Annotated in this window: 46 protein-coding genes; 3 read left to right on the top strand and 43 right to left on the bottom strand. The window is 70.7% G+C overall.

What is annotated here, in order from left to right; all coding sequences use genetic code 11:
- Window positions 1–32: 32 nt before the first annotated feature.
- Window positions 33–182: a hypothetical protein gene (locus ACIO5D_RS27280; RefSeq protein ID WP_400798506.1), complete on the bottom strand. Its 150-nt coding sequence runs from the start codon at window positions 180–182 to the stop codon at window positions 33–35.
- A gap of 237 nt (window positions 183–419) precedes the next feature.
- On the opposite strand from ACIO5D_RS27280, the gene ACIO5D_RS27275 reads away from it, so the two are divergent.
- On the top strand, window positions 420–1,256 hold the full coding sequence (locus ACIO5D_RS27275) for an XRE family transcriptional regulator (RefSeq protein WP_400798503.1): 837 nt from the start codon (window positions 420–422) through the stop codon (window positions 1,254–1,256).
- A 34-nt stretch (window positions 1,257–1,290) separates the two neighbouring features.
- On the top strand, window positions 1,291–2,349 hold the full coding sequence (locus ACIO5D_RS27270) for a PhlD (protein ID WP_400798501.1): 1,059 nt from the start codon (window positions 1,291–1,293) through the stop codon (window positions 2,347–2,349).
- 102 nt (window positions 2,350–2,451) lie between these two features.
- Here ACIO5D_RS27270 and ACIO5D_RS27265 read toward each other — a convergent pair whose 3' ends face one another.
- The 21 genes from ACIO5D_RS27265 to ACIO5D_RS27165 form a co-directional block, all read right to left on the bottom strand.
- Window positions 2,452–2,643: a hypothetical protein gene (locus ACIO5D_RS27265; protein ID WP_400798499.1), complete on the bottom strand. Its 192-nt coding sequence runs from the start codon at window positions 2,641–2,643 to the stop codon at window positions 2,452–2,454.
- A gap of 54 nt (window positions 2,644–2,697) precedes the next feature.
- A complete protein-coding gene (locus tag ACIO5D_RS27260; RefSeq protein WP_400798497.1) occupies window positions 2,698–3,027 on the bottom strand; it encodes a hypothetical protein in 330 nt (109 codons plus the stop codon).
- A 127-nt stretch (window positions 3,028–3,154) separates the two neighbouring features.
- On the bottom strand, window positions 3,155–3,604 hold the full coding sequence (locus ACIO5D_RS27255) for a hypothetical protein (protein ID WP_400798495.1): 450 nt from the start codon (window positions 3,602–3,604) through the stop codon (window positions 3,155–3,157).
- Window positions 3,601–3,795 carry a hypothetical protein gene (locus ACIO5D_RS27250; RefSeq protein ID WP_400798493.1) on the bottom strand — a complete coding sequence of 65 codons (195 nt, stop codon included), beginning with the start codon at window positions 3,793–3,795 and terminating at the stop codon, window positions 3,601–3,603. The genes ACIO5D_RS27255 and ACIO5D_RS27250 overlap by 4 nt, the downstream gene beginning before the upstream one ends.
- Window positions 3,796–3,829: 34 nt before the next feature.
- A complete protein-coding gene (locus tag ACIO5D_RS27245; RefSeq protein WP_400798490.1) occupies window positions 3,830–4,363 on the bottom strand; it encodes a hypothetical protein in 534 nt (177 codons plus the stop codon).
- Window positions 4,364–4,904: 541 nt separating this feature from the next.
- On the bottom strand, window positions 4,905–5,291 hold the full coding sequence (locus tag ACIO5D_RS27240) for a DUF3846 domain-containing protein (RefSeq protein ID WP_400798487.1): 387 nt from the start codon (window positions 5,289–5,291) through the stop codon (window positions 4,905–4,907).
- A gap of 71 nt (window positions 5,292–5,362) precedes the next feature.
- Entirely contained in the window at window positions 5,363–5,857 is a 495-nt protein-coding gene (locus tag ACIO5D_RS27235) for a hypothetical protein (RefSeq protein WP_400798484.1), read from the bottom strand.
- Window positions 5,858–5,926: 69 nt separating this feature from the next.
- The gene (locus ACIO5D_RS27230; RefSeq protein ID WP_400798481.1) at window positions 5,927–6,319 is read right to left on the bottom strand and encodes a WYL domain-containing protein; all 393 of its coding nucleotides are present in this window, start codon (window positions 6,317–6,319) and stop codon (window positions 5,927–5,929) included.
- A gap of 224 nt (window positions 6,320–6,543) precedes the next feature.
- The gene (locus tag ACIO5D_RS27225) at window positions 6,544–7,038 is read right to left on the bottom strand and encodes a hypothetical protein (RefSeq protein ID WP_400798478.1); all 495 of its coding nucleotides are present in this window, start codon (window positions 7,036–7,038) and stop codon (window positions 6,544–6,546) included.
- A 149-nt stretch (window positions 7,039–7,187) separates the two neighbouring features.
- Window positions 7,188–7,478 carry a hypothetical protein gene (locus tag ACIO5D_RS27220; protein ID WP_400798476.1) on the bottom strand — a complete coding sequence of 97 codons (291 nt, stop codon included), beginning with the start codon at window positions 7,476–7,478 and terminating at the stop codon, window positions 7,188–7,190.
- A 103-nt stretch (window positions 7,479–7,581) separates the two neighbouring features.
- Window positions 7,582–8,124: a hypothetical protein gene (locus ACIO5D_RS27215; RefSeq protein WP_400798473.1), complete on the bottom strand. Its 543-nt coding sequence runs from the start codon at window positions 8,122–8,124 to the stop codon at window positions 7,582–7,584.
- Between the two features lie 187 nt (window positions 8,125–8,311).
- Complete coding sequence (locus ACIO5D_RS27210) at window positions 8,312–8,953, bottom strand: response regulator transcription factor (RefSeq protein WP_400798471.1); 642 nt, start codon at window positions 8,951–8,953, stop codon at window positions 8,312–8,314.
- Window positions 8,950–9,159, bottom strand: a complete 210-nt coding sequence (locus tag ACIO5D_RS27205; protein ID WP_400798468.1) for a hypothetical protein — start codon at window positions 9,157–9,159, stop codon at window positions 8,950–8,952. The genes ACIO5D_RS27210 and ACIO5D_RS27205 overlap by 4 nt, the downstream gene beginning before the upstream one ends.
- Window positions 9,160–9,219: 60 nt before the next feature.
- Window positions 9,220–9,549 carry a hypothetical protein gene (locus tag ACIO5D_RS27200; RefSeq protein WP_400798466.1) on the bottom strand — a complete coding sequence of 110 codons (330 nt, stop codon included), beginning with the start codon at window positions 9,547–9,549 and terminating at the stop codon, window positions 9,220–9,222.
- 62 nt (window positions 9,550–9,611) lie between these two features.
- The gene (locus tag ACIO5D_RS27195; protein WP_400798463.1) at window positions 9,612–9,914 is read right to left on the bottom strand and encodes a hypothetical protein; all 303 of its coding nucleotides are present in this window, start codon (window positions 9,912–9,914) and stop codon (window positions 9,612–9,614) included.
- 10 nt (window positions 9,915–9,924) lie between these two features.
- Window positions 9,925–10,557 (bottom strand): hypothetical protein, encoded by a 633-nt coding sequence (locus tag ACIO5D_RS27190; protein ID WP_400798460.1) that lies wholly within the window; start codon window positions 10,555–10,557, stop codon window positions 9,925–9,927.
- Entirely contained in the window at window positions 10,554–10,781 is a 228-nt protein-coding gene (locus ACIO5D_RS27185; protein WP_400798457.1) for a hypothetical protein, read from the bottom strand. The genes ACIO5D_RS27190 and ACIO5D_RS27185 overlap by 4 nt, the downstream gene beginning before the upstream one ends.
- 134 nt (window positions 10,782–10,915) lie before the next feature.
- Complete coding sequence (locus ACIO5D_RS27180; protein ID WP_400798455.1) at window positions 10,916–11,272, bottom strand: hypothetical protein; 357 nt, start codon at window positions 11,270–11,272, stop codon at window positions 10,916–10,918.
- Entirely contained in the window at window positions 11,269–11,490 is a 222-nt protein-coding gene (locus ACIO5D_RS27175) for a hypothetical protein (protein WP_400798452.1), read from the bottom strand. Before ACIO5D_RS27175 ends, ACIO5D_RS27180 begins: the two co-directional genes overlap by 4 nt.
- Window positions 11,491–11,572: 82 nt before the next feature.
- Complete coding sequence (locus ACIO5D_RS27170) at window positions 11,573–11,773, bottom strand: hypothetical protein (RefSeq protein ID WP_400798449.1); 201 nt, start codon at window positions 11,771–11,773, stop codon at window positions 11,573–11,575.
- Window positions 11,774–11,864: 91 nt separating this feature from the next.
- Window positions 11,865–12,437: a hypothetical protein gene (locus ACIO5D_RS27165; RefSeq protein ID WP_400798446.1), complete on the bottom strand. Its 573-nt coding sequence runs from the start codon at window positions 12,435–12,437 to the stop codon at window positions 11,865–11,867.
- Between the two features lie 112 nt (window positions 12,438–12,549).
- On the opposite strand from ACIO5D_RS27165, the gene ACIO5D_RS27160 reads away from it, so the two are divergent.
- The gene (locus ACIO5D_RS27160; RefSeq protein WP_400798443.1) at window positions 12,550–12,735 is read left to right on the top strand and encodes a hypothetical protein; all 186 of its coding nucleotides are present in this window, start codon (window positions 12,550–12,552) and stop codon (window positions 12,733–12,735) included.
- Window positions 12,736–12,913: 178 nt separating this feature from the next.
- Here ACIO5D_RS27160 and ACIO5D_RS27155 read toward each other — a convergent pair whose 3' ends face one another.
- From ACIO5D_RS27155 to ACIO5D_RS27055, 21 genes are all read right to left on the bottom strand, one after another.
- Window positions 12,914–13,480, bottom strand: a complete 567-nt coding sequence (locus ACIO5D_RS27155; protein ID WP_400798441.1) for a hypothetical protein — start codon at window positions 13,478–13,480, stop codon at window positions 12,914–12,916.
- The gene (locus ACIO5D_RS27150) at window positions 13,477–13,686 is read right to left on the bottom strand and encodes a hypothetical protein (protein WP_400798438.1); all 210 of its coding nucleotides are present in this window, start codon (window positions 13,684–13,686) and stop codon (window positions 13,477–13,479) included. Before ACIO5D_RS27150 ends, ACIO5D_RS27155 begins: the two co-directional genes overlap by 4 nt.
- A 34-nt stretch (window positions 13,687–13,720) precedes the next feature.
- Complete coding sequence (locus ACIO5D_RS27145) at window positions 13,721–13,978, bottom strand: hypothetical protein (protein ID WP_400798435.1); 258 nt, start codon at window positions 13,976–13,978, stop codon at window positions 13,721–13,723.
- A gap of 9 nt (window positions 13,979–13,987) precedes the next feature.
- A complete protein-coding gene (locus tag ACIO5D_RS27140; protein ID WP_400798432.1) occupies window positions 13,988–14,371 on the bottom strand; it encodes a hypothetical protein in 384 nt (127 codons plus the stop codon).
- Between the two features lie 17 nt (window positions 14,372–14,388).
- A complete protein-coding gene (locus ACIO5D_RS27135) occupies window positions 14,389–15,006 on the bottom strand; it encodes a hypothetical protein (protein WP_400798429.1) in 618 nt (205 codons plus the stop codon).
- 105 nt (window positions 15,007–15,111) lie between these two features.
- A complete protein-coding gene (locus ACIO5D_RS27130) occupies window positions 15,112–15,444 on the bottom strand; it encodes a hypothetical protein (RefSeq protein ID WP_400798426.1) in 333 nt (110 codons plus the stop codon).
- Window positions 15,441–16,148 carry a hypothetical protein gene (locus ACIO5D_RS27125; RefSeq protein WP_400798423.1) on the bottom strand — a complete coding sequence of 236 codons (708 nt, stop codon included), beginning with the start codon at window positions 16,146–16,148 and terminating at the stop codon, window positions 15,441–15,443. Before ACIO5D_RS27125 ends, ACIO5D_RS27130 begins: the two co-directional genes overlap by 4 nt.
- A 75-nt stretch (window positions 16,149–16,223) precedes the next feature.
- Entirely contained in the window at window positions 16,224–16,352 is a 129-nt protein-coding gene (locus tag ACIO5D_RS27120; protein WP_400798420.1) for a hypothetical protein, read from the bottom strand.
- Window positions 16,352–17,290 (bottom strand): hypothetical protein, encoded by a 939-nt coding sequence (locus ACIO5D_RS27115; RefSeq protein WP_400798417.1) that lies wholly within the window; start codon window positions 17,288–17,290, stop codon window positions 16,352–16,354. Before ACIO5D_RS27115 ends, ACIO5D_RS27120 begins: the two co-directional genes overlap by 1 nt.
- Before the next feature lie 52 nt (window positions 17,291–17,342).
- Window positions 17,343–17,741, bottom strand: coding sequence for a hypothetical protein (locus tag ACIO5D_RS27110; RefSeq protein ID WP_400798414.1), 399 nt, complete (start codon window positions 17,739–17,741; stop codon window positions 17,343–17,345).
- A gap of 140 nt (window positions 17,742–17,881) precedes the next feature.
- Window positions 17,882–18,229: a hypothetical protein gene (locus ACIO5D_RS27105; RefSeq protein ID WP_400798411.1), complete on the bottom strand. Its 348-nt coding sequence runs from the start codon at window positions 18,227–18,229 to the stop codon at window positions 17,882–17,884.
- Between the two features lie 74 nt (window positions 18,230–18,303).
- Window positions 18,304–18,729, bottom strand: a complete 426-nt coding sequence (locus ACIO5D_RS27100) for a hypothetical protein (protein WP_400798408.1) — start codon at window positions 18,727–18,729, stop codon at window positions 18,304–18,306.
- The gene (locus tag ACIO5D_RS27095; RefSeq protein ID WP_400798405.1) at window positions 18,726–19,151 is read right to left on the bottom strand and encodes a hypothetical protein; all 426 of its coding nucleotides are present in this window, start codon (window positions 19,149–19,151) and stop codon (window positions 18,726–18,728) included. The genes ACIO5D_RS27100 and ACIO5D_RS27095 overlap by 4 nt, the downstream gene beginning before the upstream one ends.
- A complete protein-coding gene (locus ACIO5D_RS27090; protein WP_400798402.1) occupies window positions 19,148–19,495 on the bottom strand; it encodes a hypothetical protein in 348 nt (115 codons plus the stop codon). The genes ACIO5D_RS27095 and ACIO5D_RS27090 overlap by 4 nt, the downstream gene beginning before the upstream one ends.
- A gap of 92 nt (window positions 19,496–19,587) precedes the next feature.
- Window positions 19,588–20,022, bottom strand: a complete 435-nt coding sequence (locus ACIO5D_RS27085; RefSeq protein WP_400798400.1) for a hypothetical protein — start codon at window positions 20,020–20,022, stop codon at window positions 19,588–19,590.
- 180 nt (window positions 20,023–20,202) lie between these two features.
- The gene (locus ACIO5D_RS27080) at window positions 20,203–20,520 is read right to left on the bottom strand and encodes a hypothetical protein (protein ID WP_400798397.1); all 318 of its coding nucleotides are present in this window, start codon (window positions 20,518–20,520) and stop codon (window positions 20,203–20,205) included.
- A gap of 159 nt (window positions 20,521–20,679) precedes the next feature.
- Window positions 20,680–20,919, bottom strand: coding sequence for a hypothetical protein (locus tag ACIO5D_RS27075; RefSeq protein ID WP_400798394.1), 240 nt, complete (start codon window positions 20,917–20,919; stop codon window positions 20,680–20,682).
- 104 nt (window positions 20,920–21,023) lie between these two features.
- The gene (locus ACIO5D_RS27070; protein ID WP_400798391.1) at window positions 21,024–21,593 is read right to left on the bottom strand and encodes a hypothetical protein; all 570 of its coding nucleotides are present in this window, start codon (window positions 21,591–21,593) and stop codon (window positions 21,024–21,026) included.
- Between the two features lie 192 nt (window positions 21,594–21,785).
- Window positions 21,786–22,085, bottom strand: coding sequence for a hypothetical protein (locus ACIO5D_RS27065; protein WP_400798388.1), 300 nt, complete (start codon window positions 22,083–22,085; stop codon window positions 21,786–21,788).
- Window positions 22,086–22,520: 435 nt separating this feature from the next.
- Window positions 22,521–23,444 (bottom strand): ParA family protein, encoded by a 924-nt coding sequence (locus ACIO5D_RS27060; protein WP_400798385.1) that lies wholly within the window; start codon window positions 23,442–23,444, stop codon window positions 22,521–22,523.
- Window positions 23,445–23,544: 100 nt separating this feature from the next.
- On the bottom strand, window positions 23,545–24,999 hold the full coding sequence (locus ACIO5D_RS27055; protein ID WP_400798382.1) for a ParB/RepB/Spo0J family partition protein: 1,455 nt from the start codon (window positions 24,997–24,999) through the stop codon (window positions 23,545–23,547).
- Window positions 25,000–25,208 lie beyond the last annotated feature (209 nt).

The raw sequence follows: 25,208 nt of genomic DNA, 5'->3' as shown, positions 1-25,208 counted from the left end.
CCACCATCCTGCGGTGCCGCGCTGTGGAGGGGTCAGCGCGGCGCGGCGGGGTGGTGGCGCAGCTGGTTGATGAGGGTGGTGACGTCCGGTGTGTAGCCGGGTGGGGTGCCGGCCGCGCGGGCGCAGCGCAGGGTCGGCGGGAGAGGGTCGTCGGTGCCGGGGCCCGGGGTGGGGTCGGGCACGGCCCGCAAGTGTGTGCGTGGTGAGGGTTGCCTTAGTTGGGGTGAAGAGTTTTTGTTCGGCATGTTCGGTGCCCCCCTTGGCATTTCGTCCCCCTGTGTGACGGATGATCTCCCTCATGTGATTGTGGCTTACCCGCAGGGTGTTTTACAGGGAAGATTCGTCCCTATAGAAAAGGTAAAATCGGTCGCGTTGCGGTTGAGTCTGTCGGCGTGTCGGTAAAGGGAGCATCAGCCAAGGTGGACAGAAGGCACGTTCCGGACAGAACTGCCCTTAAGGCGTTCCTCGCCGCCCGGCGGGCGGAGATCGACCCGACCGACCTGGAACTCCCCCCGAGCCGCACCGAAGGCTCGGGCCGGCGGGCCCCCGGCCTGACCCAGGACCACATGGACCACCTGACAGGACGGGCACTGGGCACATACGGGCGCTTCGAGTGCGGCCGCTCCCGCGGCGCCGTACCCCCCGAGTACGTCGAGCAGGTAGCCCGGATCCTGCACCTGGACAAGCAGGGGTGGACCACCCTGTGGCACCTGGTCTACCGGCACCAGCCACCCCACACCCTCAACCCCAACGACGGCATGACCATCGGCGGGCACTGGAAAGAAATCGTCACAGCCCACCCTCACCCCTGCTACGCGAACGACCTCGCCTGGAACGTCCTCGCACACAACACAGAATTCGCTTCCCTATTCCCCGGAAGGGAGGCACCACGCAATACGATGGAATGGATGGTCCTTTCCCCCTACGCCCGTGAAACCGGCCTGTACGACTGGGAAAACAGCTGGGCCCGCATGGTCCTGCCCCAGCTGCGGGCCGCATGCAACGAGTACCGCGAGAACCTCGAGCTGGCCGACCTGCAGAGCCGGGTCGAGGCCGACCCCGTGGCCGGCCCGCTCTACCGGTCGATGCCCGACGCCTACTACCAGCAGGACGGCGACACCCGCCAGATGTGGGATGCCGGCCAGAACCGCCTGATCTCCGTCACGATCGCCCCGTCCATGCCGCTCGGAGCCCCCGGCGCCCGGCTGATGTTCCTGCTCCCCGACTACCGCGCCGACGCGACGCTGCGCCGCTGAACCAGCACCGCCCTACCCCAGAGGGGGAACTCCCATGCCGCACGCCTACATAGCCCGGCCGCACTCCGTACTCGGTGAGCACGTCGTGACGATCCAGGAGCTGATCGACGACATCACCGTCCGGCACGCCGACCACCCCCGGATGGGGGTGATCAAGCGGGTCCTCGCCAAGTCCCCGGCGGCGCGCCGCTTCTCGCAGCCGCTGGACGTCGTCCTGGCCGACCGCACCGTCGAGGAACGCAACACCACCGCGATCGCCGACGTCCTGGCAATGACCACCGCAGCCTGCGAGGCGGCACTGAAGGCCACCGGGACGGCCCCGGACGACGTGGACTGCATCATCACCACCAGCAGCACCACGGACTGGGTTCCCGGCCTCGACATCCACCTCCAGGACGCGCTGGGCCTGCCGGCCACGGTCAGCCGGTGGCCGATGACGCAACTGGGTTGCGGGGGCGGTGCACACGCCCTGGTGATGGCCGCGACCTACGTTCGGGCGCACCCGGGAACGCGGGTGCTGGTGGCCGGCGGGGAGTCGCTGTCGAGCATGTACCACCACGGTGACGACCGGATCGAGCACATGATCTACAAGGCGCTGTGGGGGGACTCCGGTATCGCCACAGTCGTATCGGACTCACCTCTCGGCCCGGGTCTGGCCGTTGGGGAGACGTGGGAGTACGTCATCCCTGGCACGAAGACCCGCTACAGGAAGCGGGTCGACGAGCTCGGGATCCACTTCGACAGCGAGAAGTCCGCGACGGACTCGGTGCGCGACATGGCGCCGGAGCTGCGGAAGTGGCTGGCCGGCGGAGCGGCCGGGCCGTGGCCGCTGGAGTTCGTGGTCGCGCACACCGGCGGGGTGAGCATCCTCGACGACCTGGCGCTCGAGCTGGACGTGCCGGCCGAGTGGCTCCGGAACTCGTGGGCGTCGCTGGACGAGGAGGGCAACCTCGGCGGGCCGTCGGTGCTGCGTGTGCTGGAGCGCACGCATGCGGATCCGCCGGAGGCCGGGCAGCGGGGTCTGCTGATCGGTTTCGGGCCGGGGTTCAGTGTGTCGGCGCTGAAGACGGCGTGGCACGACGGAACAGCGTGACCGGGACGGTGGTGTCCTAGAGTGGTGTGCGGGAGTCGTAGGTGGAGCCCCCGGCCTGTGAGCAACACGGGCCGGGGGCTTCGTCGTTGGCCGGAGGCCGGGTCAGGGTATGAGTGGGTGGCGGCGCAGGCCGGCCGGGACGGCCTGGTGGTGGCCGGCGGGGTTGAGGAGCGGGCCGCGGGCGATCCGGCCGGCGGTGGCCGCGGCTTCGGCGGCGATCAGGGTGTAGGTGCGGCGGTCGCAGCGCGCCGGGGCCGGCGGTAGGCCGGTGCGGGGGTTCTGGGGGCCTGGCACGGTTTTCCCCTGGGAGTCGGGCCCGGCCGGAGGTGTTCCGGCCGGGCGGCGGGGTCAGCGGATACGGACGTGGCGGCGCGGTGCGAACCGCCGGCGGGCGCGGTGCGGGCCGGGCTGGTCCGTCTCGACGTCGGGCAGGCTCGGGTCGACCAGGGCCAGGCCGAGGGCCTCGCGCAGTTCCTCATCGAGGAGCAGCAGAACGGGGCGGCCGTCGGTGGTGACGCAGTGGACGACGGTCGGCTTGGCCGGGTCGTGGGGGGTGTCGACCTGCCTGTCCCAGGAGATGGTCAGCGGTTCGACGGGCTGCTCAGTGTGGTGCGTGATGGGTCCGATACTGGCGTCACTGAATTCGGCGGGGCGTCGGCTGAGTACGGCGTACGGCATGTCGGTCCTCTCGGTGAAGCGCTGGTTGACGGTGGCCCGGGCAGGGGCGGCCGCCTGATACCGGCGGCCGCCCGGTGGTGGTTCAGCGGCGGGCAGGGAGGGTGGGGGCCGGGCCGGTCGGGCCCGGCTACTCCTCGGCGTCGGGGTCGTAACAGTCCCGGACCGGTACGGGCATCACCCGGCAGCTGGTGGCCCACTCCCTGCCGTTTTTGGTGACGTAGAGGGTCTGGGGTTCGTCGGCCTTTGGTATCTCGGGGGACCAGCGCATCGGCATCGGGCCGTACATGTCGGTGTAGTGGGTCTCGATGTGCAGGCGGGCGTCAGCGGGGCTGGTGTAGGTGCCGAGAGCGATGCCGTTGAAGTGATCGATCTCGGCCCGGTAGGTGTAGTACTCGGTGCCGGTGTCGGTGAACGTCAGGCGGAGGGTGTGCTGGTCGGCGGTGGTGACGACGATCGCCCACGGCCCACCGGCCTGGACCGGGTTGGACATGGTGACGGTGGTGATGTCGCTGTCGTGCTGCTCGGCTTCGCCGCCGAGGAGCATGTGGACGCGGTGGCGCAGGGTCAGAAGGTTCACCGTGCTGCCCCGGTGAGCTGGCTGCGGCAGGCGGCGGCGCCGGTCAGCCGGGCAACAGCGATGAGGATGCCGGCTCCGTCGCCGATGCTGCGGAAGTAGGCCAGGTCGTCGGTGAGCGCGTCGTGGTCGGCGTCGGTGGCCGGGTGGGCGAAGAGATGGTGGCAGGTCGCCGGGGTCTGGGTGGTGAGCACGTGGTTCTCCGTTTCGGGGCGGGGGTGGGGTGGGTCAGCGGAGGGTGCAAGCGGTGTCGGGGTCGGCGGCGGCGTGCTGGGTGCGCCAGGTGTTCGCGGCGTCCTGGTGGCCGAGAACATCGAGCAGGTCGGCGATGACGGTGGCCTCGGGGCAGGACAGCGGCTGGGTGAGGTGGTCGATGGTGTCCTGGTTGGTCATGCGGTTGACGAAGGCGGCGAGGGTGGTGGAGAGCAGTACGGGGCGTGTGTCGGTGGCCGGGTGGCCGGTGAGGGTGGTCTGGGTGGGGTGGGTCAGGTGGGTGGTGAGGGTGGTGGTGGTGCCGTGCTGGAGGGTGTGGCTGAAGCCCCATCCGGCGTGCATGAAGTGGTCGGCGAGGATGCTGGAGACGGTGTTGCGCTGGTCGGGGGTGAGCCAGTTCTCAAGGTCTGCGGTGATGCTGTCAACCCGGTAGGTGAAGGAGAGCGGCGTGCCGAGGAGGGGGGGAAGGTCGTTGAGGACGGTGGCGATGACGGGGGCGGCGTCGAGGGCGGTCGCGGTGCGGAGGACGAAGACGGCGGTGCTGGGCATGGCGGGGCTCACTCTCGTGTGGTGGTGGTGTGGGCCCGGACCGGCCGGAGGGGGAAGCGGAGTTGTTGGGCGGCGGGAGGGGGTCCGCCCTGGGTCCGCGCGTCCGCGCTCCGGCTGGTCCGGGTGTTCGCAGCGCCCCGGGGGCCGTGTCCCCGTGTCGGTTCGGGGGTGACCGGTGTTCGGTCGTGGCCGCGCTCGGTGGTGCTGCGGGCGGGCGGCCCTGTGGGGTGGGGCCGCCCGGTCTGTGGGGCTACTCGCCGTCGGAGGCGGGTGCCGGGGTGGGGGTGGTCTTGATGGCGGGGCAGGTGGGTTCGTGGCAGCTGGGGACGGTGCGGCAGCAGGGGTCGCAGTCGCAGAGGTGCGGGTTCATGGGGTTCCTCGCGTTGGTGTTGCTCTCGGTGTGGGCACCACTCTGACATAAATAGCATCCACTTTGCAAGTCGTTTATCAGGCCTGGCCATCTACCACGGCCCCGCCGGCCCCGACCGCACGGACGGGGCCGGCCGTTCCCCCGGGTGCACCCCGGGGAAACGGGGCACGGTCAGCGGGCAGTGGACGCCGGACCGATGCTGTTGAGCACGGACACGGCACCGGCGAGCTGATCGGCGGTAAGCGGCTGCGCAAGCTCGGCCAGGTCGGCCCCGCCGGTGAGCACAGCACGGCCCCAGACGGCCCAGGCCGGGGGGAGGAGGTCCCGGCGGTGGCGCTGGATCAGAGCGCCCGCAGCCCGGTTCACAGGCCTGCCGCTGTTGATGCCGTCGTCGTCGCGCCAGACGACCAGACGCTCGGTCAGGGTCATGGCGGTGATGAGGTCACAGTCCAGGATGTCGTCCAGGGCACTGGCGAACCCGCCGGTGCCGAACGGGAGGACGACCAGTTCGAGGCTGCCTCTGTCGTGGATGACCAGGGCGTTGGGGACGGCGGTCAAGGGGGGCGTGTTCCTTTCGGTCGGGGCGGGGCCCGGCTGCGCCCCGGGGGCGGGGCGCAGCCGGGCGGAGGCTACGGGCGGACGGGGTTGGCGATGACTGCTATTGCGGTGCGCAGGGAGGGGGCGGGGGCGTTGTGCAGGCCGCCCGGGCTGCACACGGTGCCCGCGCCGAACCGGCGCATCCGGCCGGGGGCGCAGCCCCGGGAGTGCCATGTGTACTGGAAAGTCCAGCGGTCGGAGCGGTAGTTGGCCGATTCGGCGGGGGTGAGCAGGTAGGCGAGGTGCACGAGGACGAACGGGTTCTCGATGCCGGGGCCGTGTGTCCAGTAGGGGTAGGCCTCCCAGCCGTGGGTGTGGGCGTGGGCGATGAGGTCGGCGGCCGGTTTCGGGAGGGTGTGGCCGGTGGGCGGGACGGCGGCCAGGGTGCGCAGCCGGAGTTTGGTGTCGGTGATGCGCTGGTCGTCTTCGTCGGTGCGGGCGGGGAGGCGGTACAGGCTGCGCAGTTCGTCGGTGAGCCGGGCGATCTCGGTGAGGGCGGCGGCGGGGCTGGGCACGGTGGTGGTCATGGTGGCCTCTTCCGGTGGGGTGGTGGTGGGGCCGGGCCGCACCTGGTGGGGTGCGGCCCGGCGGGCGGGTCAGAGGGAGAGGAGACCGGCCAGGACGGTGACCGGGTCGGCGAACTTGGCGACGGTGGGGCACAGGAGGGCGGCCGGGTTGCCGGGGTGGCGCAGGGTGGGGGCGGCGGGGGTGTCGGTCTCCGTGCGCTCGACCAGGTAGGCGGTGCGGTGGACGGTGTAGCCGGTGATCCGGTCGATGCGGAAGGAGCGGGACTCGCCGGTGCTGCGGTCCATCGCCTTGACCAGGACGTCACCGGCCCTGGAGATGACGAGGTCGTAGATCTCGATGGTGCGGACGGACTGTTCGCCGTTCTCCTTGGTGTAGGTGATGGTGACGGGGTGCTGGCGGTCCATGGCGCGGATGAGGCGGGTGGTGGTGGCGGCGGTGTTGGTGGTGTCGGCGTGGATCATTGGGGGCCCCTCCCGGTTGTGGTGGTTCGTTGTCGGTGACCCCATCCTCTTATAAACAGCATCCACTTTGCAAGTCATTTATAGAGTTGATCTTGAACCTCTCCGGCCCGGCCTCTCCACTCCCCCGCCGCCGGCCTGTACTGGCCGGCGCCGGACACGGCTGCGCCCCGCCCCGGGGAACAGCCCGGAGCGGGGCGCTGCACCGGTCCGGGCCGGGGGCCCGGCTACCGAACCGCCCGGGCGTCGGTGACGAACAGGGCACTCACGCCGTAGCCGATGAGCACGACCGGCGCCCCCGCGCGGCACCCCTTCGCCTTCGACACGCTGCCCCGGTGGATGGTCTCGCCCGGCCGGGCGCCGATCGCCGTTGTCCATGCGGTCCACTGCTCCAGCGTTGCGGGGCGGACCACGACGCACACCGCGTTCGGTCCGGCAGTGACCGACAACGGCATGAGGACGTGTCCGGCGGCGGCGCCCGCCAGCAGGATGCCGGTGGCCTTCGCGGTCGTGGGGGTGACGGAGGACTCGACGGCCATGACGGTGTGGGGCCGGGCGCCGGTGGCGGTGTCCTCGGCGTGCTGCTGCGCCTGGCGCTCGGCTGCTTCGAGGAGGTGGCGCAGGGCGGCCCGGCTGGTGCGGGTGAACAGGCGCCAGGGGCTGGTGAGCAGCCGGCGGTAGTTGCCGAGCTGCTCCGCGGTGAGGGTGGTGGTCTGCGCCATGGGGGGCTCCCGTGTTGTGGTGGTTCGTTGTCGGTGGCACCACACTCGCATAAACAGCATCCACTTTGCAAGTCGTTTATAGGGGTGGTGGAACCAGCCCAAAAGGCTGGCCCCGAGGCACTCCCCCGGGGCCGGCCCCCGAACACCGGTCAGCAGACAGTGGGCGGGTAGCTGTCCGGCCCGGGCGCCTGGTCGGCGCCGTAGAGCCGCTGGACGGCGGCGGCAGCCTCACGGAAGGTGCGGGCGCTCACCCCGTAAGACTCCAGCCCCTCAGCCTCCAGGGCGACGGTCAGGGCATCGCTGGCGGCGGCACAGGCCGGCTCGGGCAGGACCCGGGCCACGGTCATCCCGGTGGCGGTGACACGGATGGCGACGCGCATGGGCTGGTCGGCCAGCGGGGCCGGGGCGATGAACAGAACAGCGATGATCAGACGCAGCACGAGGGAACCTCCGTGAAGGGGCAGGGCCCGCCCCAGGGCGGGCGAGCGGGGATGTTGAGCGGGGAGGGTGCCGCCCCGGTGCGGACCCGGGGCGACACCGGCACTAGGCCGGGGTGATGGTGAAGTTGCCCCGGTTCTCCGCCAGGACGGCCCCGTACTCCCGCGCGAAGGCCTCCAGCACGGGGCGAACCGCCCCCCTGGCGCCGCCGTCGGCCCACGGGTCCTGCCCCGGCCGCTCGGCCGCCAGCTGCTCCTCAAAGGTGGCGTGCCACCAGATCACGTTCACCCTGGCACTGCCGATAAAAGCCACCACGCCCGTACGCGCCCCGGGGCCCTCGAGCATGTGCACCCCGTCCTGCACGCCCTCCGCCGCACGAAGGGCGGCACGCACCGGCTCCAGCAGCACCTGGGCGGCCAGCAACCGGGCACCGTTCGCGTCCATGATCGCGTCGGCCTCCGACTTGGTCACGGGGGTGTAGCGGGTCGTCCGGGTGCCAATGGCGTAGGTGATCGACACGGAGCCGTCGCCGTGGAGCACAGCTACGTTGTTGCCATGCTCGGCCGCCGCCTGGACCTGACTGACGGGGGTGAGCATGTAACCGCCGTTCCCAGAAGGCGACTTGTACATGGTGAAGGCCTTGGACACGGGGTCCTCCCAGTTGTGGTGGTTCGTTGTCGGTGACTCCACTCTCACATAAACAGCATCCACTTTGCAAGTCATTTATGGGGGAGATGGGCACCCCACGTCCTCAACGTGGTCAACACATCCCCGCTGACCTGCAACGATGCGCCAACACCCGGCCAGACGAGCTGGTCGGGGGTCATGGGTCTCCTCAGGAGGTGGGTTGGTCGAAGGCCGGGGCGATGATGGCCCGGATCTGGCGCGCTGCCTCCCGGTTCGCGTCGGCGTAGCCGCTGTAGGCCTTTTCGGCCTCACTCCGGGTCTCGGTACGAACAGCGGCTCGGCGGCGGGCGCTGCGGTCGGCTTCGGCGTCGCGGCAGTCCGGGCAGGCCAGTTCGCGGAGGCGTTGGTGGCGGCGGTAGCCGTTGTGGGTGCCGCACTTGACGTGGGTGAGGAGCCGTTGCTGGTGGGCGATGTGAACGAGGTTGGCGCGGTCGCGGGCGCCGAGCTTGGCGATGAGTCGGGCAACTGCCGAGCCGGCTGCCTGCTCTTCCTCCCAGGCGGGCATGGGGCGGCCGTCGTAGGTGCGGCCGCCGGTGGCGGCGCCGTAGGCCTGGTAGGCGATCTGAGCGGGGGTCTGGCCGGGCATGGGGGTCTCCTTCGGGGTGGGCTGGTTGTGGATCTGGATGGCGTGGTCGAGGGTGCGGGCGCCGAGCTTGCGGCTGGCGCGCTGGAGGGTGGACCTGACGGCGCTGGGGGTGATGCCGAGGCGGCGGGCGATTTGGGCAGGGTCGAGGCCGCTGGTGGCGTAGCGCATCGCGTCGGCCTCGCGCGGGGTAAGAGGGCGGGTCACTGCTGGCCGCCGTTCTGGCCGAGCACCGCACGGGCCACCGCCAGGGCGTGGCCCAGCTCGGCGGAGATGTGCGGGCCACGCCAGGTGACGAAGCGGGCGGCGTAAGCGTCGAGCCACTCGCTGACTGGCTGGTCGTATGGGGCGGTGGGGTGCTCGCGAAGGCGCTGGGCTGCGGCGGTGAGCAGGTCGGCGGGCTGGTCGGTCACTGGTGCTCCTCGGGTCGGGGTGGGGCCTGCCGCCGGGTGCGGCAGGCCGGGGCGGGCGGGTCAGCTCTGGCTGGCGATCAGGTGCCAGGCCGGGTCGGGGTGGTCGGCGAAGTCGAGCTCCAGGCAGGCGTGGTGGAGGCGCGCGTCGCGCTCGTCCTGCCCGGCCGGGTCGAAGGGGGCGAGGGTCTCGGTCTCGCCCATGTCCGCGTCGGCGTACTCGGTGCAGAGGTAGGTGGTGTGGCGGTCGTACGGGCCGGCGGAGGCGTGGCTGATGCCGTCGTGGTGGTTGAGGACGCTGTCGCGGAGTTCCTCGCCCTGCGAGCCGGCGGCGTCGTGGTTGTCGGGGAGGGGGATGCCGTACAGCAGGACGGCGCTGTTCCAGATGCCCATCGGGGGTGCTCCTCAGGTCGTGGCCGCCCGCGGTTGCGGGCGGCGTCGGGCGTCAGGGGGCGTCAGAGGCCGAGTGCGGCGTATGCGGCTCGGTGTGCGACCCGGGTGGGCGTGTCGTCGAGGTGGGCGCCGGCCAGGCAGTGCGGGACGCCGCAGCCGGGCCGGACGGTGCCGATCGGGTCGCGGCCGTAGTGCGTCCGGAATGCGATGGTGACCGGTGGCCATTTGCGTCCGGCGTGCTTCAGCAGGGGGTGGCCGTCACTGGTCGGGCCGGTCCACTCCAGGTGGCCACCGACGATGGGCTGGGTGAGGGCGGCTAGTTTGGCTTCGGGGCTGGGGTATCGGGTCCAGCGGGTGGCGGACATGGGCGGGTCCTCAGCTGGTCGGGGTGCGGGCGGTGGCGAGGGTGCGGAGCTCCTTGGCGTCCATGCGGACCATGCCGGCGGATCCGGGGCCGATTCCGGACTCCGGCCCGTAGTAGGCGGCGACCTTGGCTTCGACCTCGTCGGCGATCCGGTCGAGGTGGTCGGCGGCCTCGGTGAACGCGTTGGCGCGGGCGGAGGCCAGTTCGGCACGGCTGCGGATGAGCGCGTCGCCCTGGGCGAGGATCTCGGCGCGGAGCCTGGCGTTCTCGGCGTCACGGGCGTCCAGTTCGGCCTTTGCCTCCGTCCACTGGCGCGTGCGGAGGTTGAGCTGCGCGTACAGGTTCTGCACCTGCACGGGGCCACCACCGAGGTCGCGCACCGCCGTACGCAGGGTGGCGAGTTCGGCGTCGGCGATGTCGGTGCGGAGCTTGGCCTTGCGGGCGGTCTTGTCCCGGGCGGTGATGGCCTTCGCGTGCTGAGCGGTCACGACTTCGAGGGCGGTGGTGAGCCGGTCCAGCTCGGGCTGCGCGATGGTGAGAATCGCCTCGATGAGGCCCTGCCGCTGGTCACGGGGGCGCATGGTGTCCTCGTCGAGGGCGGCGATCAGGCGCTCGCGGAGGCTGGGCGGCGGGGTGGCGGTCACCGGTCGCCCCCGACGGTCTTGTCGGCGGCGGAGCGGAGCGTGGCGACGGCCCAGTCGACGCCGTCGCTGAACCCGGGGCTCCGGTCGGGATTGCCAGCCTCCAGCACGTCGGCGGCGAGGCGCAGGGCGTCGGCGTGGTGGGTGTCGAGGGGCGTCTTGACGGTCTCGGCCCGGTAGCGGTCGAGGAGGTTCTCCAGGCGCTGGCGGGCGGTGGGCTGGGACATGTGGGTCTCCGTGGTGGGTGTGTGTGGCGGGGCTGTGGGGGCGCTCTGGCGGCTCAGCGCGCCCCCGTGGCTGCGTGGTCCGGTCTGGGGCTGTGGGGCTGTCAGGCGGGCGTCTGCGGGCCGCTGGGGGCGGGCTAGTCGCAGTCCTCGCCGTGGAGGGCGCGGAGGGCGTCGCTGTAGCCGTCCCAGTTGTCGACGCCGTAGGCGTGGAGGGCGGAGAGGGTGGCGGCGGCGGCCTGCAGCCGCTCGTTCTCGGCGCGGAGCCTGGCGTTCTCGGCGTCGCGGGCGTCCAACTCGGGCTGCACCAGCGCAATGACGGCATCGGCGATGGACGGGGCGTCGCCGTGGCAGAGCGAGCATCCGGTCTCGGAACGGTGTTCGTCTTCGCCGTGCTGGGTGATCGGGGGCATGGTGGCGGCCCACGGTACGGCTGCGGTGCGGAGGGCGTGCTCGATGCGGTCGCGGAGGCTGGGCGGCGGGGTGTCGGTCACCGGGCACCACCGGCGGCGGTGATCGCGTTGAGGATCTGCTCGCGGGTGGCGGCGATCAGCCGGCCGTAGTTGGCGGTCGGCAGGACGGCCACGCGGCTGCGGGCCTGGGCGAGCACCTCGGCGGCGTAGGCGTCGAGCAACTGGGCGGACTGCTCGGGGAGCTTGAAGCTGACGTGGAACGCTCGCTCGATCTCCTGGCGGGCGGTGCGCTTGGCCATGTGGGTCTCCGTGGTGGGTGTGTGTGGCGTCGGGTGCCGGGGCGGACGCGACGGGGGCCGTACGGCCGCCCCTGCTGGTTGGTCAGCTCTCGGTGTGGTCGTGGTCGTAGTACGCGCAGGCGGCGGACCAGAGGGGGGCGGCGACGTCATAGCCCTCCTGGAGCAACAGGCGGTCCCACAGGGCGGAGCGGGGGTCGGGCTCGCCGGGCTTGGTGTTCTGCTCCAGCTCCCACATGAGGTGGGCGAGGGCGCTTGGGATGGTGGGGATGTCAAGGTCGTTCATCGGCGTATCTCCGTTGTTGGTGTGGCGGGCGCGGGTGGGGTCGGACCGGTCCGGCGGGCGGCCGGTGGGTTCCGGCCGCCCGGGGAGTGGGTCAGGCGACGACCCAGTACTTGGAACCGGTGCCGCCGAGGAAGCCCTCCCGGCCGCTGGGGTAGCGGGCGTCCCAGCCGCTGCGGGTGCCGGTGATGGTGATCGTGATGGGCTCGCCGACGGGGCCCTTCTTGTCTCCGCGCTGCCAGAGGGTGATGACGTCGCCGACCTTGGCGCCTTTGAGGGTGCGGTACTCCAGGGCGGGAGCGGGTTCGCAGTCGTCGGCGAGCCACTGAAGGCTGCCCTCGACCTCAACACGCTGCGGCTCGCTGCCGATGCGGTCGGCCACCTTCACCACGGTCTGCACGGTTCCGTTGCCGACCACGATGCGCTGGCCGGGCTGGAACTTGGCCGGCGTGGTGTGCTCGGCGATCTCCTCGACTGTGGCGGGCCGGATGCGGACCTTGCGGCCGTCGCGGTACTCGATGTCGGCGCTGCTGCGGGCGGCGGCCATGCTGCGGATGGTGCGTTTCACGGCCTTGTCCATCTGTCCGGCGTTGATCTCGTCGAGGGCGGCGCGGGTGGTGATGAGGGTGGTGGTGCCGTTCTCGATCCGGGTGTGGGTGAGGTCCATGGCGGGCTCCCTGCTCTCCGTCGGGGTGTACGTACACCATAGCGCCTGGTGTACGTACACCACAAGGGCTTCCGGGCTTTCGATGTACGTACACCCGGGGTACTGTGTGGCCATGCCGAACGCCCCGAAGACCCAGCACCGATCAGTCCGCTTCGACGACGACACATGGACCGACCTCCTCGTCGCCGCCAAGGCCCAGGGCGCCGATCGCGCCAAGTTGCTGAACGAGTTCGCCGCCTGGTACCTGCGGCGCCCCGGGGCGAAGCTCCCCGCGCGACCCGAGCCGCCGAAGCCCTGACCCACCCCGCCCTGCAACAACCGCCGGCCGACGCCGCGCGGCGCTTCATGCTGCCCGCGGTCAGTGGCGATCGGCTGGTGCATCGTGATCCCTCTCGGCATGGCGGGGCTGTGGGGGCGCTCTGGCGGGCCAGCGCGCCCCCGTTGGGCTCGTGGTCCGGTCTGGGGCTGGCAGGCGCTCAGGCGGGCGTCTGCGGGCCGCTGGGGCGGTCGTTGGCCACGGTCTCGGCGGCGGGCGTGGGGCCGCTGAGGACGCCGCGGATGCGGTGGGGCGGAATCCAGCTGGCGTTGATGTCCTCGGCAGGGTCTGCGGGAAGCAGGCTCTCGACGGCGTCGAGGCGCCGGTTCAGCTCGGCCATCTCCTCGGCGATGGTGGGTTCGACACCGACGTACAAGGCTCGCTCGGCCTCGAGTTCCCGGACCCGGGCGAGCAGGGCGGGCACGTCGGTGCGGGCGGCCGCGACGAAGGCCGCCCACCAGGGTCCGGGGGTGGCGGCGTCGGTGCGGGCCTGGATGGCGGGGAGGTCGATGGGCTGGGCGGGCAGGGCGGGGGTGCAACTGCAAGTCGGGCAGGTACTGCGGTCGACGGCGTTGCAGTTGCTGCAGTTGCTGCAGTCGGCTTCGGGCTGGCTCTCCTCGGGCCCGGGGCGGTCGCCGTCGTAGGTGCCTGCGGGGATGCTGCAGGTGCAGTCGAAGCCGTCGTAGACGTAGCAGTGGACGAAGTGCCGTGGCTGGGGCTGGGTCATCGGCTGGTCTCCTCGGTGGTGATGGTGCGGACGCAGGCACGGCAGGTGATCACCGCGTCGTCGGCCTTCAGCTCGTCTCGGGGACCGTTCATGTAGCCGCACGGCGTGAGGAGGGCGGTGGTGTCGTCCGGCAGTCGGACCGGTCGGGCGGCGTGGGTGTTGCGGCCTTCGTGGAGGCGCAGGCGGTGCGGGTAGGGCTGGGCCATGGGGTTCTCCTGGGCGCAGGTCGGGCGGGTCCGGTCAGGCGGCGGGCGGCGGGGTGCGCGCCTCGGGGCCGGTCGTGTAGGAGGCCATCTCCTCCATGCCCTCCAGCTGGGCGGCGCGGCGCAGGGCGGCCGTGGCGTACTGGATGAGCCGTTCCAGGTCGCCGGCCACCCGCCGTCCGGCCTGAGCGTCGGCATGAATGTGTCGGGCGTGGTCGGCCACGCGCTCGGTCTCGGCGAGCAGGGTGGTGCGGGCGGATTCGATCTGGCGGCGGGCGAACTCGGTGACATCCATTTCAGGTCCTCAGGTAGACGGGGCGGCGGGCCGGACGCGGTAGCAGCCGTTGCGGTCGAAGCGGATGGTGTCCCCGAAGCGGGCAAACTGGCGGTCAGCGTTGCCGTGTTCGAGGAGGGTGAGGCCGTCGATGGCGACACGGCCGGTGTCGGGGTTGATGCTGGTGTGGTACTTGGCGGGGCCGATGAGCTCCCACAGCTCGGCAATCGTCTCCGTGGTGACGGTCCACTCGGTGGGGGCGGTATCGACGCAGAGCAGGCACGGGGTGTAGCCGGTGGTGGGGGTGATCTCGGCGACGATGCCGCCGTTGTGGAGGCGGGCGGTGTCGAGGGCCGGACAGTTGGCGTCGAGGTGGTAGCGGGTGCTGCCGAGGGGTAGGTAGGCGGCGGCCATGGCGGGTCTCCGGGTGGTCAGGCGGCGGTTTGGGTGCCTCGAAGTCGACGGATGATCAGGTTGGCTGGCGATTCGGTGCCGTCATGGTTGATGCGGTTTGCCTCGTACCAGTTGTCGGTGCCTGGTTCGACGGGATACCAGAGCAGGGTGTGGGTGTCGGTGTGCTGTTCCCAGAACCAGGCTCGGGCGGCGGCGCGGGCGGTGTGGGGGGTGTGGTGCCAGCCCAGGTGAAAGGTGGAGATGTTGCCGGGTTCGTAGGTGGCCTCCCAGGACGGGCAGCCGTCGGCAGTCCAGCGGTCGTGGGCGTCAATGCGGCATACGGCGCAGAGGGTGCCGTGCTGGGTGAGGGCGTCGCAGCGTTCGCAGGGCTGGGCGAGCGGGGCGGCCGGTGCGGGTTCGTCGTATATCCAGGTGGCGATGCAGGTGGTGCAGAGGCCGTCGGGGAGAACCGGCGAGGCACTGAAGTTGTACGGCTGGTTGGGGACGACGGCCAGGGCGCGGCAGTCGGTGAGCGCGAGGGTGCTGGCCGGGGTGCGGAACCGGCCGAGGAGGTTGTTCGGCGGGGCAAGGGTGTGGCGCAGGTTGGGGTCGGCGGTGGCGTACGGGGAGGGCGGGTTGGGGGTGATGGTGGTCAAGGTGTGGTTCCTCGAGGTCGGGCACCACCCGGTGGAGGTGCGGTGATCTTCGCGGTGAAAGAGAACCTACATAAACAGCATCCACTTTGCAAGTCATTTATTGGGTTAGAACAAGCGCTGAGGCGTGCTGCGCCGTCTGCGGTGGGCGTCGAGGCTGGCCACCCCCTCGGGAAGCCGGGCCGGGGAGAGTGTCCGGCCGGAGCGCGTGCAGGTGGCGGCGTGTGGCATGAACCGCTTCTCATGGAGTGCCTGGGGCAGGTCTGCGGTGGGAACGCGGGAGCGCCAGGTGCCGGTGTGGTCGAGGCGGGCAACGACGTTGCCCTGGTCGTCGGGTTCGGGGTCGACGGCCTGGCGGCGGCCGGCGGCGGTGATGGTGGTGCGTACGGTCTGCTGGCAGAGGGGGCAGAGGGTGAGTCCGTGGCGGGAGACGGTGTTCATGCCGCGGTGGCGTTGTCGTCGACCGGGGGCAGGCTGTGCTGCAGACGGGCGTGGTCGAGCAGTTGGGCGAACTCGGCGGGGTGGCGGCCGATGAGGAGTTCGACAGCGGCGGCGTGCGCTTCGGCGGCGCGGCGGCGCCGGAGCGCGGCGGCCGCGTAGTCGCGGACCGTTCCAGGGCCGGCCTTTCCGGCCGGCGGGGCAGTCGGCTGGATGGAAAGCAGGGTGCGGGCTTCGGCCTGCTTGGCGGTGAGCAGGGCAAGGCGGGCCCGGGCGGCGCGGCGGCCGCCGATCGGCCCGGCGGCGGCGGTGGCCGCGGCGGTGCGCTGCTGCTTGAGGATGTGGAGCCAGGCCGGTACGCAGGCCGGGTCGCGCAGTGCGGCGGCGAGTTCGGGAACGAGGAGCTGTTCGACGTCCTTGAGGACCAGGTGCTGCTGTATGTCGCGGGGGCACTCGTTGAACCAGCGGACCAGGGCCTCGTGGTCGTACGGCCGGCCGTCGGGGCCGGTGGGGGCGGAGATGGCGCGCGGGGGCTTGGTGCTGATGTGCCACCAATCGCAGGCTCCGCAGAGGTAGGGGCGCTGGCGGCGATAGCCGAGGAGGATCGCGCGGGGGGTGGCGGCCTTCTCGGCGGTCTCTGCGGTGGCGTAGCGGTTCTTCTCGGGGTGGAGGGGGCACGGCTCGGCGGCCGTGATGGGGGTGTTCACCAGGGTTGCCTTCCGGGTACGGGTCGGCCCCCGCCGCGCTGGGATGGCGGGCGGGGGCCGGGTGGGATGGTGGGGTCAGCCGCGCTGCTGCATGGCGGCGGCCTCGACAGCGGCCCGGGCGTCGGCGGTGGCTTCGGCGACCACCTGCTGGGTCAGGTTGGCGACAACGGCCTTGATCGCGGCCTGGACGGCGATGTCTGCCATCAGTTCTCCCGGGAGGCGGGGGCGGGGGTGTACTTCTCGGCGCCGTTGGGAATGTAGCCGTGGCCGCCACAGTGGTTGCAGGCCTTGACCCCGGTCTCGGAGTTGATCAGGTCGGTCCAGAAGGTGAACTGCGCAGTCCAGTCGGCGAGGGCGTCGGCGTAGCTGTCGCCGTGTACCCAGGTGGGGACGGGGAGGACGAGCTTGCGCTTGACGGTTTCCTGGACGGTCTCGGGGCGCTTCAGCTTCTTGCCTCGCCAGTCGGTGGTCTTCTGGCGGGTGACGGGCCTGGCGAACGGAACGTCGATCTCGACCCGCAGATGCCCTTCAACGCCGTCGTACTGCGCGGTTGACCGACCGACGCCGAACAGGCTGGTGCGCTTCCGCTTGGCGTGGGCTTCGACAGCGTCGTAGAGGCCGCCGAGCTTGCCGGGCAGCCACCACCGGTACTCGGGGTAGTTGGTGAGCGAGGCGGGCAGGTCGACAACCCACCGGGGGTCGTCTTCGGCCGGGGGTGGGGCGCCCTCCAGCGTGCGCCACGGACCGGTGGTGAGGGTCTCGTGCTGCTTGGGCTGCTGCTCGTTGACCGGGTCGTAGAGGCGGTACATGACGTCGCCGAAGTCGTGCCTCATGTCGCTGTGCTGAGCCGGCGTGATGGTGGCGGGGAACTGCTTGGACTCGTCGGTCGGGTCGCTCAGCTGGTAGCCGATGGTCTTCGGGTACGGCGTCCAGTGGACGGTCAGCGGTCCGGTCACGGGCTGTTCGGCGGTCCACCAGTGGCGGAGGCCGGGGGTGGGGGTGAGCGGCTGGCCGTTGCTGGTCAGGGTGACGGTGTCGCCTGGGCGGTAGCGCTCCAGAAGGTGGTGCGGGATGTGGTGGAGGTAGTGGCCGTCGTCGGTGCGGATCGCGTAGTGCTCGCGCGGGTCGTTCTGGTTGTTCATCGGATCCTCGGAGTCGTGGGTGGTGCCGCCCTGGTCGGGCGGGACCGGGTGGTCAGGTGCTGGGGTCGGTGATGGTGCGGCCGGTGGCGCGGATGATCCGGGCGACTTCCTCCCACCCGTTGGCGGTCCACTCGGTGCCGTCGAGGAGTGCGTGGAGCTGGTCCATGGCGTCGTCGTTGCTGAGCGGCGGCAGCGGGGTGGTGATGATGGCGGCGATGGCGTTCCGGACGGCCTGGCAGGTCTCGGGGGACGGGTCGTCGTGTCCGGCGGCGATCGCGCGGGCGGCGTCGGTGATCAGTTGGTCGGTGGCCTGCTCGGCGCTGTGCACGATCTGTTCGGCGAGCAGGAAGTCCATGATTCGGGCGACGTTGATGGCGCGGTGGTACTCGCGGTAGCGGGGCTGGGGCCATCCGGCGGGGAGCTGGGGGCGGGTGCGGGGCAGGGTGAGCACGGTGTTCCTCTCGGTGGTGAGGGGGTGCCCGGCGGCCGAGAGGCCCCAGTGGGGGTGGGGTCTCGGGCGGCCCGGCCGCTGGGCGGGGAAGGGCCGCACCCCCTCGGGAGGGGATGGGGTGCGGCCCTGTCTGTGGGGTGTCAGGCGGCCCGGCCGGGCGTCAGCTCGTATGAGAGCTGGCTGAGCAGTGCGAGGTTGGTGTCCGGGTGGTTCTCGGTGGACGGGTAGATGGTCGTACCGGCGACGGCGACGCCGTGGTACTCGACGGCGATGATGCGCAGCAGTTCGATGGGGATGTTCCAGCCGTCGGAGAGGTCGGCCAGGATGGCGCGGATGCGCGGGAGGTGGGTTTCCAGTTCGGCCTGTGTGTCGGCGGTGAATTCGGTGCCGGGGACGATGGGGTTCTCCCAGGGGCTGCGGGGGCGGCTGACGTCGATGGCGCGGATGACCCAGTCGGTGCCGGGGCGGGCCGGTGCGGTGATGGTCATGGGGTCCTCTCGGGTGGTGCGGTGGTTCGTTGTCGGTAGCCCCGACTCTACTTAAACAGCATCCACTTTGCAAGTCATTTATCAGCGGTGCGGATGCCGCCCGCAGCGGCCACGGTGTCCAGCACCTCGGTGACGACCAGGTCCAGGCGCCCGCCCTTGACCGGCTTCCCCAGCTGCGCCTCCACCCCCAGCAGGTGGGTGTGGTCGTCGTCCGGCAGGACCCTGGCGTCCACCAGGCCGTCGATGGCGGCCTTCGCGCTCGGGTACCAGTTGTGGGGGTCGAGGCGGCCGGCCCGGCCAGGGTGGACGACGAAGGTGATCCGGGCCCGGCGCAGGGCCGGCACCTTGTGCTGGCGCGCGGTCCAGCCGGCGGCGTCCCGGATCGCCTTCGTCCTCCGGGCCTTCACCGCCCAGTGCAGCCGGTGGTTCCCGTTGAGCAGCACCAGATTGGGCGGCAGCCGGAGCACGAACACCCGGGCCTCAGGCGCGGCCGCGGTCACCAGGCGGCGCCGGCCGCGGGGCGGCGGGCCTCGGCGAGGGTGAGGACGGACACCGGGGACTGCTGGTGGCCGGGGCACTCGGCCGCGGCGAGCAGGCCGGCGGCAAGTGCGGCGCTGCTGGTAGCGGGGAAGGTGTGGAGCGCTCCGCAGGCGCCGGCGCGCAGCGCGGTGATGGCGTTGCGGCCGGCGGCGAGGTCGTGGGCGTCGAACTGGAGCCGCACGTCGTCGTCGCTGTACTGGGCGGTTCCGTCGGTGTGGCCGGTCCAGTTGCTGTGCGGGGCGTGCAGGCCGAGGGCGCCGGCCTGGAGCGCGGCGTAGGCGGCGACGGCTTCGGCGCGGCCGGTGTCGCGCCGGCCGGGGCTGGCCGGCGCGGTGAACCAGGGTGAGGCCGGCCCGGTGGCGGTGAGGAGCTGGGTGGTCACGGTGTACCTCCGGTGGTGGCGTTGTCGCGGGCGACGCGAATGATCGTGGCGGTGAGGGCGGCCCGGTCGGCCAGACGCTCGAACTGGTCGGGCCCGGCGGCGATGTGGCCCCAGGGACCGGACAGAGTGCCGGTGATGGTGCCGTCGTTGTGGCGCTTGATGTGGGTGCTGATGGGGTCGTCGGGGAACAGGACGGTGGTAGGTGCGTGCCGGTCGTCGGGCGTGGTGCCGGTGGCTGCGGTGTCCCAGTAGGCAACGGCGCAGGCGAGGCCTGCGGAGGCGGAGTTGAGGGCGCGGCGCAGGGTGCGGTGGGCTCGGGCCAGCGTGTGGTTCTGCATGGTCATCGGGGCTTTCTGGGCGGGGTGACGTGGGCCGGGAGCTGAGGGAGTGATTGCGCGGCAATCACCCCTGGCGGTCTCCGTCCTAGGTCTGGTGGTCAGAGGCCGTCGGCGATACGCAGCAGGCGGCCGATGACCTCGCTGTCGCTGGCGGTGTCGAGCCAGTGGGCGATGCGCTCGATCGGGTCGTTGATCGGAATGACGTGGGTGAGGCTGTTGGCGAGGGTGGTGATGGCGGGGCCGGTGCGCGGGTCGGCGAGCAGAAGGTCGCAGGCGTCGGCGCAGGCGTCGGCGGTGGCGGTGGTGAAGACGGGCGGAAGGTCGCCGGGGTGGACGGCGAGCCAGAGTGCGGCCATGGGGTCGAGGGCTCCGGCGGGTCCGGCACCGGCGAACGCCAGGGGCTCCCAGGGGTCGGGGTAGCCGTCGGGGGCGGCGAATCCGGTGTCGCCGCGCCAGATTCCCCGGTCGCGCAGCAGCGCGGCGGCGGCGGTCATGTCGGTGCGGACGGTGTCGGGCAGGGTGCTGGTGGGCATGGCGGGGTGTGCCTCCGGCCGGTGCGGCTATCGGTGCGGTGAGGGTGCGTGGAAGTGCGGCGGCCGGGCGCGCGGGGAGAGGGTGTCGACCGCAACCGCGCGCCCGGCCTGCTTGGGTCCGGCCCGGCCCCGGGAACCGGGGGGGGGAGGCTCGACCAGTGGCCGGGCCGGAGTCTGGGGCTACTCGCCGAACTGGCTGATGAAGCCGGGCATGCAGTCGGTGCAGCGGTAGCCGTCGGCAGTGCGGTGCAGGCTCACGCTGGCGGTGAGGACGGGGCAGTTCGCGTCGGTGCCCCGGCAACGGGCGAGGTCGGCCCCGGCGGGCAGGTCGATGCCGAGGATCTGGGCGCCGAGGACGGAGACCAGGCGGCGCTGGTAGATGTCCTGGACGCCGTACTCGGTGTCGAGAAGGTCAAGTATGTGGTCGATCTGGGTCTGCTGGTGGTCGGTCAGGTCGGTGTAGCGGGCGGTGTCGGGGCGCAGGTCGAGGGTGAGCATGCGGGGCCTCCCGGTGGTTTGTGGCTGGCTCGTTGTCGGTGATCCCATCCTGACATAAACAGCATCCACTTTGCAAGTCGTTTATGGCGTGGCCCGGACACGCGGAAGCCCCCACACCGTGTGGTGCGGGGGCTTCCCGGGAACGCGGCCGCCGGCGGCCTACCTCTTCATGCACGCGTCCCGGTGGACCTCCAGCATGTCGGACAGGGAGTAGAGGGCCGCCCGGGGCTGTCCCCAGTTCGTCACCTGGTACCGGGCGGCCCACCGCCACAGGGTGGTCGGGCTCACCGGGTTGCCGCACTGGGAGATGAACGCAGCGATCGTCTTGAGGTCGAACAGATCGGTCGGCCGCCGAACGGGCATGCCGGGGACCGGGGCGGGTTCCAGCGCTGTGGACATGTGGGACTTCCTCTGTCGGCGGCGGCCGGCCGGGTCACAGCACCGGGGCGGCTCACAAGGGGGGCGTAGGGGTACGCCGGGCGGAACGGGGGCCGATCAGCGCGTCAGCGCGCAGCCTTCAGCGGCACGCGCCGCTCACGGGCCACGGCGAGCTGCGCCACAGTCCAACTGCGCGGGGCGCCGTCCTCGGTGCCGGCGGCGCAGTGCCGGTTGATGCACGACGCCCGGCTGATCGAGCTGACCCAGACCAGGCCGACGGTGCGGCACTCGGGGCAGGGCTCCCGGCGCACCACCATGGTGTTGCCCATGTACAGCTCGCTCTCGACCGAGTTGCGCCACGCCATGGCGGCCATGTAGGTCTGCCAGTCGACGCCGAGTTCGGCGGCGCGGCGCATCGCCTCCTGGTAGGCGCTGGAGCGGTCGGCCGGCATCGGGGCGGACTCGTCGCCCGCGGCCTCGCGGGCGCGGGCGATGAAGCCTGAGACGGCGTTGTCGCAATTCGCGATGTGCTGGAGGAGCCTGACGTTCACCGGTGCGCTGCCCCCGCCGGTACCGGCCCCGCCGCTGCCGGACCGCGGGCCCTGGCTGCGCTCCAGCCACTCCGGGCTGTCCAGCTCGTCCAGGAGCTTCGCCGGGTTCGGTACCCGGCCCGCCGGCCGCCGTCGTGTCGTCATCGTGTCTGCGCCCCCTGCCTCGACCGCTGCCCCCGGGGGCCCGGGACGCCGTCTATGCCGTACGTCAGGCCGGGGGCGTAGCGGAATGATCACGTCCAGGCATATGCCGGGCTTCATGATGACAGACGGACCTGAGGATGAGGAGGTTTCAGACTAAACAACCTCAGCGCCGCGCCGTATCCGAACGGATCGTCAGAGCTGGTCAGGTGCCTGGATCGCCTCGATCAGCATGCCCTTCAGGTACGCGGCGGAGGTGGGCGGCACCTGGCCTTCAGCTTCGGCGCCGTCCAGGAGGAGAGCGAACGTCGCCAGTGCGATGCGGTGGGGGTCCGCGGTGCCGATGTCCCTGAGCGTCCGGCCCTGCTGGGCGTAGATCTGCTCCCAGAACTGAGCGGCGGTGCCATGGTCGGTGCCAGCGGGCCGGTCGGACCTTCTGCGGAAGGGGGTGACCGTGCCGAGGTCGCGGTCTGATGGTGCAGCCTGGCCGGCCATGGGAGTCTCCTCGTCCGTCCGGCATCAAGGGGGGAAGTCGCTCTGTGCCGCCGGTGAGCGCTGAGCCGGTGGCTAGCGTCGCAAAGAACTGCCTGGTAGCGCTACACCCACCCAGTTAAATGGCGCACAAGTGACCCTCCACCGCCCCCGCGGTGGCTCACCGTAGCTATGGAGATGCCCCCGCACCAGGTGGAGGTTCAATGTTTCCGACAACGAACCAACCACAGATGCGGGGGCATTGAGAGTGTCCCCACGAGCCACGAGCTGCCGCCATGAAGGGGCAGAGAGATTCGCAGAACACCGCGAGTGTAACCCAAACTCATTTCACGCAGTACCCAGTCCCTGCGGCCGGCCCGGGCTGCCATATACCGTCGGTATACGGCAGCTTTCGTTCCCTCGAGGCCGGCCGCGTATACCGTCGGTATATGAGCGTGGTCAGGCTGCCTGGGGTGCCCGGCGCGGGTAGCCGAGGACGTCAGCCACCCGCTCGAAGTCGTCCAGGGCCGGCGACATCGGAGCGTGGAAGCGCAACGGCTTCTGCTTGAAAAAGACCTCCTTCGCCTTCTGCTCGTACCGGACAATGGGCAGCAGCTTGGACGCCCAGTCGGGGTCGTCCCTCACGTGGCGAACTGCGTCGTCCGCGATGGCGCTCTTCTGGCGGTTGACGATGTCGTCGTCGCTGACGTAGACGCTGGTGACCAGGATGTGCTTGACCTCGGTGACACAGCCGAACCGGCGGAACTTCCGACGAGCGGTCTCAATGTCCTTCTCGACATCCATGAGACCGACGATGTACTTGTACTCGTCGTTGAGGCAGCCCACCCAGTGCTCGAAAGCAAGCATGATCGACGCCTGAAGAACACCGGCGGTCGGACCGCAGTCGACGAGGTCGATGAAGCCCTCGTCCTCAGGAAGTTCGTCGCGGAGGTTGGCGAGCCACAGGTTGCCGGCGGGGGCCGCGCCCAGCGTGACCTCCGCGTCGGACAGCTCCTTGGTACCGTGGACGAGGTAGAGGTTCGGGATCTCCCGGAACGCCTTGTCGGTGTCACCCGCGGCGATGCGGTAGCGGGCAGGGACGGTGGCCTCGGCAAGGGAGGCTTTGCCGAGCAGGACGTGGAAGATGGTCTTCTGGCCGCGGGCCGGTTCGCCGTAACCGAGGATGTAGGACAGGCCTCGCTGGGGGTCGAGGTCCCACATGCGGACCTTGAAACCGCGGCGGGCCAGGACGATTCCGAGGTTCAGCACGGCGTGGGTCTTCCCGGCGCCACCGGAGCGGACGCAGAAGGCCAGGGCGTCCGGGTGGCCTTTCTCGTTGTCGTACTCCTGGATGGTGGCGAGGTCTTCGAGAGGGCCGGTCATGGACTCGGCAAGGTTACGGATATGGGCGGTCTCGGACACGGGTAGGCCTCCGCGGTGGTGATGGGTCCGCACCGGGGAGGCCGTATACCGTCGGTATATCTCAGGCGGTAACGCCGAGCCTGCCGTGTTCCCAGTCGGTGAACCGGTAGCCGTTCTCTCGCAGGAACTCGAGGTGCGCGCGGTCGCGGGCGTCCCAGGTGCGGTGTGGGGCAGAAACGCGGATCTCGGCGGCGGCCAGTGCCACGGCGAGAGCGGCGCGTGTGGTCAGCGTACCGCTTCCAGAGTCAAGTACCGCTGCAAGATAGGGGATTGGGTCGTCAATGTCGGGCCCGGCAATGTGGTCGCGCAGCCACTGGTGTGCACGTTCCAGCGCGGCGTAGGAGGTGGGGTCGAGCAGTGCGGGGGTCATGAGCCGGATGGTCTGGCGGGGGTTGTCGAGGTCTCCGGCGGCCACGATCACGCGGCAGGTCTCGTCCCGGCGGGCAGCTGCGTCCTCTTCCAGAGTCGGTTCGGCTGCCGGCTGTTCGGTCAGGGTGCCATGGTCCAGCTGCTCCTGGTCATGGCGTTTTTCATTCTGCGCGGCCGGTGACTGTCCGGTCGGTGGGTGGGTGTTGGGGCGTTCTGGGGGCGTGCTTTCGTTCTCGGGCGCCCCCTGGCTGGTCTTGTTCTCGTCGCGTGGGGAGGGAAGCGACGCTGGTCGATGGGGCTGCTGCGACTGCCGGGCCGGCTTCTCGTTCGGGTCTGCGGATCTGGTGTCTCGATCGGCCAGGACCCGTGCAACGGCAGCGCCGACCTTCAGCCCGTCTTCGCCCTTCATGAGGTTCCAGGCCTTCACGATGTCGCGCTGCCAGACCTTCACGTCCGTGTGCTTGAGCTTCGTCCGGAGCGTGTCCGCGTTCGTGGCATTGAGTTCTCCCCTGGCCACGGCTTCCTGGACCTCGTACGGAAGGAACAGCAGGCTGACGCGCCGGGAGATGTGGGCTTGCCTACGGCCTACCTCCTTGGCCACGGCATTCTGGTCCAGGCCGTCGTCCAGCAGCGCCTGGTAGGCCTCGGCCTCCTCGATGGGGTTGAGGTTGACGCGCTGCATGTTCTCCGGCAAGCCGAGGATCCTGGCGCGCTTGATGAGCGGCGCTTTCACCTGGCACGGGGCAAACTCCTCGCCGACCTCGCGGAGTGCGAGGCTGCGGCGGTGGCCCATGAGGATGACCACTTTCTGTGCGAGGTCGCCGGTGATTGCAGCCTCAGCGGTGGTCAGCTTCTCCAGTTCCCTGGGACGCTCGGAGAGCCGGTCGTTCCAGTACTCAAAGAACTCATCGGCCGGCGCCGTAACGATCACCTGAAGCAGGCCAGACTCGCCGTCATCCTCCTGCTTACCAGCCCTGATCGAGTCGGCGAGTTCGGTGATCTTGTCGTGCTCATAGAGCTTGCGGGGGTTAAACGGGTTCGGGATCAGGTCGTCCAGGGGGATGTCCTGAATCTCGCTCGCCTCGCCCCACATGCTCTTCTTGGTACGGCGGAAGGTGCCGCCGGGTCCGGAGGCGCCAGCGCCCATGTGGATCTCCAGGGGGTGTTTCGTGTAACGGGGGGACTCTCTCGGGATGCACCCTAACCGGCGGAAACCCGCGGTTGGCACGAGGAGCCCGGATATACCGTCGGTATACGGGCTCGGGCAAGGGGCTGTGCGAAGGCGTCAACCGGCGGGGGTCGACGTGTCCAGCAGCCGTATACCGACGGTATATGACCGCGTCAGGGACCGGTTCC

It is taken from the genome of Kitasatospora sp. NPDC087315 (assembly GCF_044744345.1).
GTDB lineage: Bacteria > Actinomycetota > Actinomycetes > Streptomycetales > Streptomycetaceae > Kitasatospora.
Note: the sequence above shows the minus strand (reverse complement) of the source record. Positions and strands in the feature narration are given on the sequence as shown.